The 13,934-nt window shown below is 65.6% G+C and carries 13 protein-coding genes; 9 read left to right on the top strand and 4 right to left on the bottom strand.

All coding sequences use genetic code 11. The annotated features are described in order from the left end of the window. Positions 1-190: 190 nt before the first annotated feature. Together ACLFKU_RS12050 and ACLFKU_RS12045 are read left to right on the top strand one after the other, a co-directional pair. Positions 191-2,335: a response regulator gene (locus ACLFKU_RS12050; RefSeq protein ID WP_410842460.1), complete on the top strand. Its 2,145-nt coding sequence runs from the start codon at positions 191-193 to the stop codon at positions 2,333-2,335. Between the two features lie 153 nt (positions 2,336-2,488). Continuing rightward, positions 2,489-2,767, top strand: coding sequence for a hypothetical protein (locus tag ACLFKU_RS12045; protein ID WP_368583589.1), 279 nt, complete (start codon positions 2,489-2,491; stop codon positions 2,765-2,767). Positions 2,768-2,887: 120 nt separating this feature from the next. On the opposite strand, the gene ACLFKU_RS12040 is transcribed toward ACLFKU_RS12045, so the two are convergent. The 3 genes from ACLFKU_RS12040 to ACLFKU_RS12030 all read right to left on the bottom strand — a co-directional run bounded on the left by ACLFKU_RS12040 (position 2,888) and on the right by ACLFKU_RS12030 (position 4,760). Continuing rightward, positions 2,888-3,907, bottom strand: a complete 1,020-nt coding sequence (locus tag ACLFKU_RS12040) for a class I fructose-bisphosphate aldolase (RefSeq protein ID WP_410849227.1) — start codon at positions 3,905-3,907, stop codon at positions 2,888-2,890. Positions 3,908-4,004: 97 nt separating this feature from the next. Further along, on the bottom strand, positions 4,005-4,424 hold the full coding sequence (locus ACLFKU_RS12035) for a secondary thiamine-phosphate synthase enzyme YjbQ (RefSeq protein WP_368583587.1): 420 nt from the start codon (positions 4,422-4,424) through the stop codon (positions 4,005-4,007). 15 nt (positions 4,425-4,439) lie between these two features. Beyond that, the gene (locus ACLFKU_RS12030) at positions 4,440-4,760 is read right to left on the bottom strand and encodes a thioredoxin family protein (protein ID WP_368583586.1); all 321 of its coding nucleotides are present in this window, start codon (positions 4,758-4,760) and stop codon (positions 4,440-4,442) included. Positions 4,761-4,932: 172 nt separating this feature from the next. Between ACLFKU_RS12030 and ACLFKU_RS12025 the strand changes: the two genes are divergently transcribed. The 5 genes from ACLFKU_RS12025 (at position 4,933) to ACLFKU_RS12005 (ending at position 9,315) form a co-directional block, all read left to right on the top strand. Next, positions 4,933-5,229: a DUF2628 domain-containing protein gene (locus ACLFKU_RS12025; protein ID WP_368583585.1), complete on the top strand. Its 297-nt coding sequence runs from the start codon at positions 4,933-4,935 to the stop codon at positions 5,227-5,229. A gap of 76 nt (positions 5,230-5,305) precedes the next feature. Next, the gene (locus tag ACLFKU_RS12020; protein ID WP_410849226.1) at positions 5,306-5,749 is read left to right on the top strand and encodes a hypothetical protein; all 444 of its coding nucleotides are present in this window, start codon (positions 5,306-5,308) and stop codon (positions 5,747-5,749) included. A 236-nt stretch (positions 5,750-5,985) separates the two neighbouring features. Beyond that, positions 5,986-7,329, top strand: coding sequence for a sugar efflux transporter (locus ACLFKU_RS12015; RefSeq protein WP_368583583.1), 1,344 nt, complete (start codon positions 5,986-5,988; stop codon positions 7,327-7,329). 216 nt (positions 7,330-7,545) lie between these two features. Next, entirely contained in the window at positions 7,546-8,580 is a 1,035-nt protein-coding gene (gene gnd / locus ACLFKU_RS12010) for a phosphogluconate dehydrogenase (NAD(+)-dependent, decarboxylating) (RefSeq protein ID WP_410849225.1), read from the top strand. Between the two features lie 36 nt (positions 8,581-8,616). Beyond that, positions 8,617-9,315: an HAD family hydrolase gene (locus ACLFKU_RS12005; RefSeq protein ID WP_368583581.1), complete on the top strand. Its 699-nt coding sequence runs from the start codon at positions 8,617-8,619 to the stop codon at positions 9,313-9,315. Between the two features lie 63 nt (positions 9,316-9,378). Here the strand turns inward: ACLFKU_RS12005 and ACLFKU_RS12000 are convergent, their stop codons facing one another. Next, on the bottom strand, positions 9,379-9,918 hold the full coding sequence (locus ACLFKU_RS12000) for an ankyrin repeat domain-containing protein (protein ID WP_410849224.1): 540 nt from the start codon (positions 9,916-9,918) through the stop codon (positions 9,379-9,381). Positions 9,919-10,382: 464 nt separating this feature from the next. On the opposite strand from ACLFKU_RS12000, the gene ACLFKU_RS11995 reads away from it, so the two are divergent. Further along, positions 10,383-12,776: a phosphoketolase gene (locus ACLFKU_RS11995; protein WP_410849223.1), complete on the top strand. Its 2,394-nt coding sequence runs from the start codon at positions 10,383-10,385 to the stop codon at positions 12,774-12,776. A gap of 11 nt (positions 12,777-12,787) precedes the next feature. After that, positions 12,788-13,933, top strand: coding sequence for an acetate/propionate family kinase (locus ACLFKU_RS11990; RefSeq protein WP_410849222.1), 1,146 nt, complete (start codon positions 12,788-12,790; stop codon positions 13,931-13,933). Position 13,934 lies beyond the last annotated feature (1 nt).

Raw genomic sequence — 13,934 nt, 5'->3', positions numbered from 1 at the left:
ATCAAGCAGCGATAAGGCAGCAATCGCTGTGCCCGTCCGGGTTCGCGAAGTGATGCAGCGAACCCGCTTGGGAAGATAGGCCGAGTTGCGGTAAATTTCGAGGCAGGGGAATTAGCACGCGAACAGCGGCGTGCGAATTCACAGGCAATGCCTTCCCTGACCGTGTGCAACTTTGATGGAGCAGGTGAGCGTGCAGCGTGCAGAACGTGTCGCAGTCGATGTGCCGATGCCGTCACGCAACTTCGCGGCGACACGGCGCATGTTGCTGATCGTGCTGGCCGTGTCGATCGTGTTTCCGTTGGCCTGCCTCGCGGGCTATGGCTACTTCGACTACCAGCGCAGGATCTCCGATGCGAACGATATGATCGACCGCCTCGCGCGCGTGGCGCAGGAGCAGGCCGTCAAGGTGCTGGATCTGAACCGGCAGATGGCCTCGCGCGTGATCGAGCTGCTCGGCGATTCCGACGATGCGCAGATCCGTGCGCGCGAGCGCGAACTCCACGCGCGTCTGCAGAGTATTGGGGGCGACTTTCCGCAGGTGGCATCGATCGCGCTGCTCGGCGTGAACGGCGAGCTGCTCGCGTCGAGCCTCGCGTACCCGGCGCCGGCGGTGCAGACCGGCCAGCGCGACGATTTTCTCGCCGCGAAGGCGATGCGTCCGCAGCCGTATTTCTCGCTGCCGATGTTCGGCGCACTGTCGAAGGTCGACGTCTTCACGACCGCGATCGGCCGCTCGGACGCGAACGGTCGGTTTCTCGGCGCGGTCACGGTCGCGCTGCGCAACGAATATTTTTCGCGCTTCTATCACGAACTGACCAACGGCGATCCGTCGCTCGCGCTCGCACTCTACCGGCAGGACGGCAATCTGCTGGTGCGCTATCCGCCATGGCCGGCCGGCGCGCGGCCGTCGATGCACAGCGCGTTCATGTCCGCGTTGCGCGACAAACAGCTGTTCGGCCACGTGCGTCTGAATTCGACCGTCGACGGCGTCGAGCGGCTTCTCGCGTTTCGCCGCGTCGGCGACTACCCGTTGTATGTGATGAGCGCGTACGCGACGTCGTCGATCGTGGCGGCGTGGCGCACGCACTTTCTGTTGATCGCGGCGCTGACGGCGGTGCCCTGTATCGCGATCTGGGCGCTCGTGCTGTATTCGCTGCGCCAGCTCGAAGCGGAGCGGCGCGCGTGGGAGCGCTGGCAGGGCGAGGTCGCGATGCGTCTGTCGGCCGAGGCGTCGAGCCGGCAACTGCAGCGCATGGGCGCGCTCGGCAATCTGGTCGCCAATGTCGCGCACGATTTCAACAATCTGCTGATGGTGGTGTCGGCCAACACCGAGCTCGCGCGGCTCAAGCATTACAACGATCTCGAGAAGGAAGTGCATGCGGTCGAGCGCGCCACCGCCACGGCCCAAGCGCTGACACGGCGTCTGCTCACCGTCGCGCGCAAACAGCCGCTGAAGCAGGAGCCCGTCGAGCTTGCGCGCTGGCTGCCGGCCGCCGTGCCGCTGATCAACGCGGCGCTCGGCGACACGATCGAGCTGGCGCTGCGCATACCGGAGGGCTTGTGGCAGGTGCTCGTCGATCCGACCGATCTCGAGTTCGCGATCGTGAACATCGCGATGAACGCGCGCGATGCGATGCCGCGCGGCGGACGCTTCGTGATCCGCTGCCAGAACAATCGGCTGGTCGGCAGCGACACGCTGCTGCCGGACGGCGAGTACGTGCTGATCGCCTGTTCCGACGACGGCGAAGGGATGCCTGAATCGGTCGCGCGGCGCGCGTTCGAGCCGCTCTTCACGACCAAGCTGCGCGGCGCGGGCACCGGCCTCGGGCTCGCCCAGGTGCTGTCGATGTCCGAGCAGGCCGGCGGCACCGCGAAGATCGACAGCGTGCTGGGCAGCGGCACGACGGTACGGATGTTTTTGCCGCGCTATCGCGAGCGCGCGGCAACGGCCGGCGTCGATGCACGCCAGCCGCAGCCGACCGCGGCCGGGGTCGTGCTGCTCGTCGAGGACAACGAGGACGTCGCGGCCGGCGTGACCGCGGTGCTCGAAACCTTCGGCTGCGAGGTCCATCACGAGCCGACCGCCGACCAGGCGTTCGACGTGCTCAGCGCCGGCGAGCGCTTCGAGCTCGTGCTGTCGGACATCCAGATGCCGGGCAAGCTGAACGGTATCGACCTCGCGGAGAAGATCCGCAGCGCGTGGCCGACGCAGAAGATCGCGCTGATGACCGGTTACGCCGACGAACTAGACCGCGCGCGTCGGCTCGGCATCGCGATACTCGCGAAGCCGTTCAACATCGACGAATTGCATGCGCTGGTGGCGTGCGGCACCTGAAGCCGCGGCACGCCGTTCGCGCATTGCGTGCATGAGCTTTTCCTGTCGTGCTGTGCTGCGGCACAGCCCTTGCTGAAAAGAGTGCGAGGTTTGCGCGTGCGGCTGTCGCGCGCCCACTTCCTTTCGACAGTTTCGACACCAAGGAGAATCGCCATGAAGATCAGACACGCAGTGCTCGTTTCCACCTTGCTCGCGGCTTCGTCGCTCGCGATGGCGCAAGGCGCCGGCGGCGGCGGCGGCGGGCCGGCCGGCACCGACCCGAGCACCAACGCCGCGACCTCGTCGCGCGAGGGCGGCGATGCGGGCCCGGCGGCGACGACCACGCCTGCGACCCACCATCACATGAAGAAGCATTCGAAGTCGAAAAAGCCCATGACCGATTCGACGAATATGCCGGGCGCCGACGCGAGCAGCGATACGAAGGGGCAGTAAGCGCCGCGTATCGAGGCAGAAGGACGGCAGGAGCCGCGCGCCGGTCCCCCGGCGTGTCGGCTCCTGCGGTTTCGTACAGAAGCGTGCTGACGGGCGATTCGCGCTTCGCCCGCCGGCGGGTCAATCCTTTTCCATCGACGGGTCGTACTTGCCGAGCGCGGCCGCGCCATTCAGACGCGCGCGCTTGAGCAGCGCCTGCTGCGCTTGCTTCACGTTGCCTGGCTGGCCGCGCCACGCATTCAGCGGCGGCTCCTGCAACGCGCGCCCATACGAGAAGCTCAGATTCCACGGCAGCGCGCCGAGCCGGTTCATCGCGCTGAGATTGGCGGTAGCTTCCTCGGGCGACTGTCCGCCCGACAGGAACACGAGACCCGGCACCGAAGAGGGCACCGTGCGCATCAGCACGCGAACGGTCGCCGCCGCGATATGCGCGGTGCTCGACTGCTGCTCATGCTCGGAGCCAGCCAGCACCATGCTCGGCTTCAGCACGATATGTTCGAGCACAACGCGATGCCGATGCAGCGCATGAAACACCTCGTGCAACACGGCCTCGGTCACTTCCGCGCAACGCTCGATCGTGTGATCGCCGTCCATCAGCACCTCGGGTTCGACGATCGGCACGATGCCGGCTTCCTGGCTGATCGCCGCGTAGCGCGCGAGCGAATCGGCGTTCGCCTCGATCGCGAGCCGGCTCGGCAGGCTCGCGGTGATGTTGTAGACCGCGCGCCACTTCGCGAAGCGCGCGCCTTGCCGCTTGTAATCGACGAAGCGTTTGGCGAGACCGTCGAGGCCTTCGGTAATTCCATCGCCCGGAGCGAGCGCGAGCGGCACCTTGCCGAGGTCCACCTTGATGCCCGGCACGATGCCGTTCGCCGCGGCCACTTGCGGGAACGGCGTGCCGTCGTCGGCTTTCTGGCCGAGCGTTTCCTGGTAGAGGATCACGCCGCTCACGAACTCGCCGAGGCCGGGTGTCGTCAGCAGCAGGTTGCGATACGCGCGACGGTTTTCTTCGGTCGATTCGAGGCCGATCGTCTTGAAGCGTTTGGCGATGGTCGGGCCGCTTTCGTCGGCGGCGAGAAGACCCTTGCCCGGTTGAATCATCGCCTTGACGGTGGCTTGCAGCTCGCTACGGGTGTCCATGAGGTGTGCTCCCTTGGGTAGGCTCCGTACGATGCGGTGTGCGGAGAAGTGCCGGTGACAGTTTCCTTTGCGTGACGAGTGGGTGCGAAAGCGGACTTTATTCGCCGAGCAGATGCAACACGATATCGCGCGGCTGTGGCTGACGCCGATGTTCGAACAGATAGAGCCCCTGCCATGTGCCGAGCACCATTCTTCCATGCTCGACAGGCACCGATAGCTGCACCTGGGTGAGTGCCGTGCGCAGATGCGCGGGCATATCGTCGGGGCCTTCGGTGTCGTGCTCGTAGCGCGTGTCGTCCTCGGGCGCGAGGGTCTCGAAGTAGCGCTGCAGATCGCGCCGCACCGATGGATCGGCATTCTCCTGAATCAGCAGCGACGCCGACGTGTGCCGGCAAAATACCGTGAGCAGACCGGTACGGATGTCCGTATCGTCGACGAAGCGGCGCGCGTCGTCGGTAAATTCGACCAGGCCGCGGCCACGGGCCTGGACACGCAGATGATGGATGACCTGGCGCATGATGGAGCTCGAATCTCAGAGCGACGCGAACGCGTCCTCGATGTCCTCGGCGCTGCGTGGCCGCACCACGCGCGCGACCTCGGCGCCGTCGCGCATCAGCACGAGCGTCGGCCAAAGCTTAACCTTGAACGAGCGGCCGAGCGGGCGGCCGGGACCGTCCTCGATCTTCAGATGCCGCACGCCCGCGTGCGGTGCGAGCGCCTGCCGGATCGAGGCCTGCGCACCCTGGCAATAGCCGCACCAGTCGGTGCCGAATTCGACGACGGTGGCGCCGGGCAGCGAGTCGAGCTCGGCGCGGGAAGGGGCTTTCGGGGAATAAGCTGTCGGGGAGGTCATGCGTGCTCCGCTCTTGATCGTGATCTGCCAAGGGTAGCAGCTATGCCGCGGATCGTCAGCGCAGCGGCCGTATGCAGCCGATGCGCGTGATGTCGCCGCGGCATGTTAAAAAGCGGTGCGCGCGTGCTCGACCGATCGACGCGCCGCGTCATCGCACGGAACCTCGCAAGACATGAACGCACGAATCTATCTGCAACATCCGCAACACAAGGACGCGATCGCGGTCGCGACCGGCTTCAGCTGGGGCGCGTGCCTGCTCGGCTTCATCTGGGCGCTGTCGAAAAGAATGTGGTTCGCCGCTTTCGTGATGCTAGGCATCAACGTGATCCTGCTCGGCATCGGGCTGTGGGGCGAGACGGCCGATCTGATCGGCTTCGGGCTGTCGATCGTGTTCGCGTTCGCGTGCGGCGCGTATGGCAACCGGTGGCATCGCTGGACGCTCGAACAGCGCGGCTACGTCGTCGTGTGATGCGTTCACGCTGGAGCGCGGATTGCTGCGCGGGCGTGTGATCGAAGCTCGGTTCAATCCGTGATGGAGGCGTTTCATGCTCATTGCATCGACAGTCGCTGGTCTCGCCGTGTCGTTGGGAATGTTGGCCATCGCGCCGCTCGCCCACGCCGCCGACGCGGCGCCCCCCGCCACGATCGCGGCCACCCCGGCGACCCCAACGTCCGCTCCCGCCGACGACACCTTCCTGCTGACGATCTTCCTGCGCCACGACGAATCGAAGCCGCTGCCGAAGATCAACGATCAACTGCGCGAGCAGGGCTTCTTCAAGACATTTCCGCCGCCCGGCATCGAAGTCGTGTCGTGGTACGTGATGATGGGCATCGGACAAGTCGTGACGCTGCGCGTGCCCGCGAGCCGGCTGCGCGAAGTGAACCGCGCGATCGAATCGACCGCGTGGGGCGGTTATCACACCGAGTTCTATCCGACCTACGACTACAAGACGCAGGCGCAGCAAATGCGCGCAACGGAGGGCAAGTAGCGGCGAGTGTGCGGGGAGCTTGCCGCTAACGGCGCGCATCGGCACCGCACGGCGCGAGCAGCGCTACACCCACGCGCGCGCATTTCACAATTGGGACGGCTGTGAGCGGGTTTACGCGAGCCGCGCTCCGGGTCGATAATGCCCCGGTCGTTTTTGGCCCCGAGCCCGCGACGCCTATCGTGCCGTCGCGCGCATCGAAGCGCAGCGAGGCCCGCTCCACCTGACCTTCCGTCCCCGTGTTGAAAACTGCGCGTTTTTTCGACCTGCTTCGCATTCCTGGCTTCAAGCCGCTCGCTGCCGCCACCCTGATGCTCGGTGTGGCGATGTCCTTCACCGCACCGTATCTGTCTTTGTTCGGCATCGAACGCGCCGGCATGACCCCGTTCCGGCTCGGCGTCTTCATGACGCTGATCGCCGCGAGCGGCGTGCTCGCGAGCACGGCCGCCGGGCGCTGGAGCGACAGGAGCGGGCGGCACCGCCCGTTGTTGCTGGCGGCGCTGATCCTGGCCGCGCTCGGCTACCTGTGTCTGTGCGTGGTGCGCGATTACCGGCTGCTGCTCGTGGTCGGTATCGTGTTCATCGGCGCGGGCGGCTCGGCGATTTCGATGGTGTTCTCGTTCAGCCGCGCGGCGCTGCCGGTGCCTGACCCAGCCGAGCGCGTGTTCGCCAGCGCGACGCTGCGCACGATCCTGTCGGCCGCATGGGTGTTCGGGCCGTCGGTCGGCGCGCTGGTGCTCGCGGCGACGAACTTCACCGGGCTGTTCCTGTTCGCGGCCGCGAGCTTCGCGATCTGCGGCTTCATCGTCTGGCGCATGCAGGAGCCGCAGAGCCATCTCGGCGATCACACGGTCGAGGACACCGCGTCCGAGCCGTCCGCGTCGATCACGGTGCCGCCGCTGCGGCAACCCGGCGAGGATGCGCACGAAACGCTGCCGGCCGCGTCGGCGAACGACATCCTGCGCTCGGTGACCGCGCTGACCTTGCTCGGCCTCGCCGCGAACGCGACGATGATCGTGCTGCCGCTCTACATCGTGCACGGGCTGAACGGCACGCATCTCGACGTGTCGGTGATGCTCGGCCTCGGCGCGCTGACCGAGATCCCGATGATGCTCGCGCTCGGCGCGAAGTCGTCGTCGCTGCACAAGCCGAACTGGCTTGCCGCGTGCGCGGCCGTGCATGCGGTGTACTTTGTCGCGATGTCGCTGGCCGGCAGCGTCAGCGTGCTGATCCCGATGCAGATGCTGAACGCGTTCGTGGTCGCCGTGACCTCGTGCCTCGGCATGACCTACGTGCAGGATCTGATGCCGCACTCGCCCGGGCGAGCGACTGCGCTGTTCTTCAATGCGGCGCGGGTCGGCTCGATCCTGTCGGGCGTGCTGTCCGGGCTGCTCGTGCAGGCGTTCAGCTATCGCGGCACGTTCCTGTTTTGCGGACTGCTGGGGCTGTGCGCGCTCGTGCTGTTCGCGGTGCCCGGCTATCGCTATCCGGTGATGTGGCGCGCGGTGAAGCGCTTCACGGCTGAGCAATACGCGAAGCTGGCCGCGCGCCGCGGCACGCGCTTGCCCGAGCGCAGCGAATGACGCGCGACGCCGCCGCGTTCGCTTTCGTGCGGATGCGGCGCGCCTCCAGCCGCGCGGAACTTTGACCCGCGCCGCACCTCTGCAAAAAAGTGCGGCTTCTTTCGACCCATTCGGCGCACCTCGCGACACAGCGCCTATGCTTAAGGGCAACCACGCCGCCGCAACACGACGACCAGAAAATCGGACAGCGCAACGCAGCATCTTTCGGAGCGAGCTATGCAGCTAGGCATGATTGGATTGGGACGGATGGGCGCCGACATGGTGCGGCGCCTGACCAAAGGCGCTCAGCAATGCATCGTGTACGACGTGCAGCCGGCGGCGGTCGACAGGCTGAAGCAGGAAGGCGTAGCCGGCGCCAGTTCGCTCGAAGACCTCGTCGCGAAGCTCGCCAGGCCGCGTGCCGTGTGGCTGATGGTGCCGGCCGCGGTGGTCGACGCGACGCTCGACAAGCTCGTGCCGCTGCTCGAACCGGGCGACATCGTGATCGACGGCGGCAACTCCTACTATCACGACGACATCCGCCGCGGCCAACAGCTCGGCGCGCACCAGCTTCACTATGTGGACGTCGGCACGAGCGGCGGCGTGGCGGGGCGCGAGCGCGGCTACTGCCTGATGATCGGCGGCGAGGCCGAGGTCGTGAAACGGCTCGAACCGATCTTCTCGGCGCTGGCGCCCGGCGTCGGCACCGAGAGCGCGACACCGGGCCGCGTGGCGGGCGCGAGCACCGCCGAGCAGGGTTTTCTGCATTGCGGCCCGCAAGGCGCGGGGCATTTCGTCAAGATGGTTCATAACGGCATCGAGTACGGGCTGATGGCCGCCTACGCCGAGGGTTTGAACGTGCTGCGCCACGCCGACGCCGGCCGCCACGCGCGCGAAGCCGATGCGGAGACGGCGCCGCTGCGCCGCCCGGAGCTGTATCAGTACGATCTGAATCTCGCGGACATCGCCGAGGTGTGGCGGCGCGGCAGCGTGATCGGCTCGTGGCTGCTCGACCTGATCGCCGGCTCGCTTGCCGGCGACACCGAACTGAAAGGCTACGCCGGCCGCGTATCGGATTCGGGCGAGGGGCGCTGGACCGTCGCCGCGGCGATCGACGAAGGCGTGCCGACGCCGGTGCTCAGCGCGGCGCTGTTCGCGCGCTTCAGTTCGCGCGGAGACGCCGATTTTGCGAACCGCGTGCTGTCGGCGATGCGGCACGATTTCGGCGGTCACGCGGAAAAACCCGTCGCGCCGGACGGCGGACTGAAGTAGCCGAGGCGATCCACGAACCTGCCACGAGGAACCGCGATGCCAGTCACTTCCGCCACGCCGCACGACGTCGTATTTCTATTCGATTGCGATAACACGCTGCTCGACAACGATCACGTGCTGCAGGATCTGCGCGCGCACATGATGGGGCAGTTCGGCGAAGAGAACAGTGCGCGCTACTGGGAAATCTTCGAGAACCTGCGTAAGGAACTTGGCTACGCCGACTACCTCGGCGCGCTGCAGCGCTACCGGACCGAGCATCCACGCGACACGCGTCTGCTGCTGATGTCGTCGTTCCTGATCGAGTATCCGTTTGCGAACCGGCTCTATCCGGGTGCGCTCGACGCGCTGCGGCATGTCGGCAAGTACGGGCCGACGGTGATTCTGTCGGACGGCGACGTCGTGTTCCAGCCGCGCAAGATTTCGCGCTCGGGCCTGTGGGACGAAGTCGAAGGACGCGTGCTGATCTACATCCACAAGGAGTTGATGCTCGATCAGGTGATGGATTGCTATCCGGCGCGCCATTACGTGATGGTCGACGACAAGCTGCGGATTCTGAGCGCGATGAAGCAGGCATGGGGCGCGGAGCTGACGACCGTGTTTCCGCGCCAGGGACACTATGCGTTCGATCCGAAGGAGATCGCGAACAATCCGCCCGCGGACGTGAGCATCGGGCGAATCGGCGAGTTGGCGGAGATCGACGTGCAGACGCTGTTGCGTAGCGGGAAGGGCAACTAGGCGGCGCCGCGCGCGATGTGCGGGCACCGCCTCTTGGATGGAGTCGCGGGTGAAGTCGCGAGATCAAGCGCCCAGCGCTTTCAGGCGCGCCTGGGTATCGGCTGCGCCCATGCGCGCGGCGGCATCGGCCGCGCTGACGCCGTTCGCGTCGCGCGCATGCGGATCCGCGCCGTGCGCGAGCAGCAGATCGACGATTGCGGTGCGGTTGAACATCGCGGCGATCATCAGCGCGGTGCGGCCATCGGGCGATGCGCCTTCGACGTCGGCGCCATGCGCGAGCAAGGTTTCGATCACGTTGTCGAAGCCCTTGAACGCGGCGCCCGCGATCGGCGTCTGCCCCGCATCGTTGCGCAGGTTCGCATCGGCGCCCTGTTCGAGCAGCGTGCGCACCGCGTCGACGTGGCCGTGGTAACTCGCGAGCATCAGCAGGCTGTCGCCGCGCTCGTTGCGCAGATTCGGCGGTACGCCTTTTTCGATGACGGCGGCGAGCATCGTCGCATCGCCGCGTCGCGCGAGGTCGAAGACTTCCCGGGCGAGCGCCTGCAATTCAGGATCGGGTTGCGAAGCGGACGGGTTGTTGGTGTGGTCGCTGTGATTGGCCAAGGCTCTCTCCTTGCGTTGAATGAGCGGCGCGATGCAAATGTCGCGCCCGGTTTTTCAGAGAGCATACACATTCCGCGGCGCTCGCGTCCGCGTGCCGACAGCGGCGCCGCTGTGCTATGCGTGGCTGAAAAGCTTGACCAGCAGCCCGAATACGCCTATCGGTATTCCGACCGCCACGAACGTCAATACGAGCGTAAGGACCAGAACCTTAAGCACTTTGAGCGCACTGGGAGATGTCGACATGGCGGCCATTGACCTGAGACAGAGGATCACGAAAAGAAAGCAGACAGCGCAAGGCAATTGCAGTACGAATGCCACAGTCAGCGCCAGATACTGCGAGGGGTAGAAACATTCGCCCCCGGTTTGAGCAGCTTAGTACATTCGACCCGTGCCCCACGGCTTCGTTTCGATTGCACCGCATCATCCGCCAACCAGCCTGACAGTTCTTTTCGAGGAGTGACGCCATGGCCGAAGCAACCTCGCATCCCACCCCACCGCAAGTTCTGGACCCCGATATGCTGCGCAACCTCGATCGGTACTGGCGCGCATGCAATTATCTGTCGGTCGGCATGATCTATCTGCGCGACAACCCGCTGCTGCGCGAACCGCTGAAGCCCGAGCACATCAAGAACCGGCTGCTCGGCCACTGGGGTTCCGACGCCGGCCAGAGCTTCGTGCTCGTGCATCTGAACCGGCTGATCCGCAAACACGATCTCGACATGATCTTTCTGTCCGGCCCCGGTCACGGCGCGCCGGCGAGTCTCGCGCACTGCTATCTGGAAGGCACCTATTCGGAGGTCTATCCGGACCGTAGCGAGGACGAAGACGGTATGCGGCGCTTTTTCCGGCAATTCTCGTTCCCGGGCGGCATCGGTTCGCATTGCACGCCGGAAACGCCGGGCTCGATTCACGAAGGCGGCGAACTTGGCTACTGCCTGTCGCACGGCTACGGCGCCGCGTTCGACAATCCTGATCTGATCGTCACCGTGATGATCGGCGACGGCGAAGCGGAGACCGGGCCGCTCGCCACCTCGTGGCATTCGAACAAATTCCTGAACCCGATCCGCGACGGTGCGGTGCTGCCGGTGCTGCATCTGAACGGCTACAAGATCGCCAATCCGACGCTGCTCGCGCGCATTCCGCATGAAGAGCTCGAGGCATTGATGGTCGGTTACGGGCACAAGCCATATTTCGTCGAAGGCGACGATCCCGACACGATGCATCAGCAGATGGCGGCGACACTCGAACAATGCCTCAGCGAAATTCGCGCGATCCAGCAGAACGCGCGGCAGAACAACGACACCACTCGGCCGCGCTGGCCGATGATCGTGCTGCGCTCGCCGAAGGGCTGGACCGGGCCGAAAGAAGTGGACGGTCACAAGGTGGAAGGCTCGTGGCGCTCGCATCAGGTGCCGGTGGCCGATGCGGTGACCAATCGCAAGAGTCTGAAGATCGTCGAGGATTGGCTGCGCAGCTACGGTCCTGAAACGCTGTTCGATGCGAATGGCCGCCTCGTCGAAGAACTGCGCGCGCTCGCGCCCGAAGGCGCGCGCCGCATCAGCGCGAATCCGCACGCGAACGGCGGGCTGCTGTGCAAGATGCTCGACATGCCGTCGTTCCGCGATTACGCGGTCGCCGTGAAGAAACCGGCGGCGGCGTATACGTCGCCGACCGCGGTGCTCGGCACCTTCCTGCGCGACGTGATGCGCAAGAACATGTCGAACTTCCGGCTGTTCGGTCCCGATGAAACGTCGAGCAACAAGCTGCATGCGGTTTATGAAGTGTCGGGCAAGACCTGGCTCGATCCGCTCGAACCGAGCGACGCCGACGGAGGCCACCTGTCGCCCGACGGCCGCGTGATGGAGATGCTCAGCGAGCACACGCTCGAAGGCTGGCTGGAAGGCTATAACCTGACCGGCCGTCATGGGCTCTTCGCGACCTACGAAGCGTTCGTGCACGTGATCGACTCGATGTTCAACCAGCACGCGAAATGGCTCGAAAAATCCAAGCGCGAGCTCGGCTGGCGGCAGCCGGTGCCGTCGCTCAATCTGCTGATCACGTCGATCGTGTGGCGCCAGGATCACAACGGCTTCACGCACCAGGACCCCGGTTTTCTCGACGTGGTCACGAACAAGAGCCCGGATGTCGTGCGCATCTATCTGCCGCCCGATGCGAACTGTCTGCTGAGCGTTGGTGACCACTGCCTGCGCTCGCGCGACTACGTCAACGTGATCGTGTCCGACAAGCAGCCGCATCTGGATTATCTCGACATGGACGCGGCCGTCATTCACTGCACCAAAGGTATCGGCATCTGGGACTGGGCGTCGACCGATCAGGGCGCCGAGCCGGACGTCGTGATGGCGTGCGCGGGCGACATCGCGACGATGGAAGCGCTCGCCGCGGTGCAGATCCTGAAGGAGCACTGCCCGACGCTGAAGATCCGCTTCGTCAACGTGGTCGATCTGTTCCGCCTGATGCCGGAGCGTGCGCATCCGCATGGACTGTCCGACCGTGATTTCGATTCGCTGTTTACGACCGACAAACCGGTGATCTTCAACTTCCACGCGTATGCGGCGCTCGTGCACAAGCTCACGTACAACCGCAAGAACCACGGCAACATGCACGTGCATGGCTACAACGAGAGGGGCAACATCAATACCCCGCTCGAACTCGCGATCATCAACGGCGTCGACCGCTTCACGCTGGCGATCGATGCGATCGATCGCGTGCCGACGCTGCGCGGCGTCGGCGATCATACGAAGGAGTGGCTGCGCGGGCAGATCATCGAGCATCTCGCATATGCGCACGAGGAGGGGATCGACAAGGAGGAAATCCGTAACTGGACGTGGAAAGGCTGAGGGGGAACACCATGCACGACCACGATCAGGAACGGACGATCCTCGTGTTGAACAGCGGGTCGTCGTCGTTGAAGTTCGGGCTTTTCGCACCTTCGGCCGACGACGAAACGCTGCTGCTCGAAGGCGCGGCCGAGGGCATCGGCCGCACCGACGGCCGCCTGCGGATCAAGGCGGCCGACGGCCGCGTGCTGTTGCAGCAGGACCAGAGGCTCGACTCGCAGACCGAGGCGCTGCAACAGCTTTCGCAACTGCTCGTGCAACAGCATCATGCGCGGCCCTCGGCGGTCGGGCATCGCGTCGTGCATGGCGGCCCGCATCTGCGCACGCACCAGCGCATCACCGACGACGTGCGCCGTCAGTTGCTCGACGCGCTGCACTTCGCGCCGCTGCATATCCCGCCGGCACTCGAGTTGATCAACGAAGCCACGCAGATTTTCCGCGACGCCACGCATTACGCGTGCTTCGACACCGCGTTTCATGCGACGCTGCCGCCGCGCGCCGCGCGGCTCCCGCTGCCGCGCCGTTATGCGGACGCCGGTGTGATCCGCTATGGCTTTCACGGGCTGTCGTACGAATCGCTGGTCAAGCAACTCGGCGCGGCGTTGCCGTCGCGCGCGGTGTTCGCGCATCTCGGCAACGGAGCGAGCCTGTGCGCGCTGCTCGACGGCCGCTCGGTCGATACGACGATGGGCCTGACGCCGACCGGCGGCGTCCCGATGGGCACGCGCAGCGGCGACCTCGATCCGGGCGTGCTGCTGTATCTGATGCGCGCGGAACGGCTCGACGCGGATGCGCTGGACACGCTGCTCAATCGCCAGAGCGGTCTGGCCGGTTACGCGGACGGCGAAAGCGACATGCAAGCGCTGCAAAAAGGCGCGGCGGCCGGCGATGCGCACGCGTCGCTCGCGCTCGATGCGTTTGCGACCGGCGTGCGCAAGACGATCGGCGCTTACGCGGCACTGCTTGGCGGCATCGATCTACTGGTGTTCACCGGCGGGATCGGCGAGCACAGCGCCGAGGTCCGGCGGCGCGTATGCGATGGGCTTGCGTTTCTTGGGCTCGTCGAGGGCGATCCGGCGGGCAAGGTGAGGGTGCTGCACACCGAGGAGGAGAAGCAGATCGCGCGGCATTGTCGGGAACTGCTGCTAGCGGGCTAGA

Origin of the sequence: Paraburkholderia sp. EG304 (genome assembly GCF_046543485.1) — a bacterium.
Classification (GTDB): Bacteria; Pseudomonadota; Gammaproteobacteria; order Burkholderiales; family Burkholderiaceae; genus Paraburkholderia; species Paraburkholderia youngii.
The sequence above is the reverse complement of the archived record's forward strand: the minus strand, read 5'-3'. Positions and strand labels throughout refer to the sequence as shown.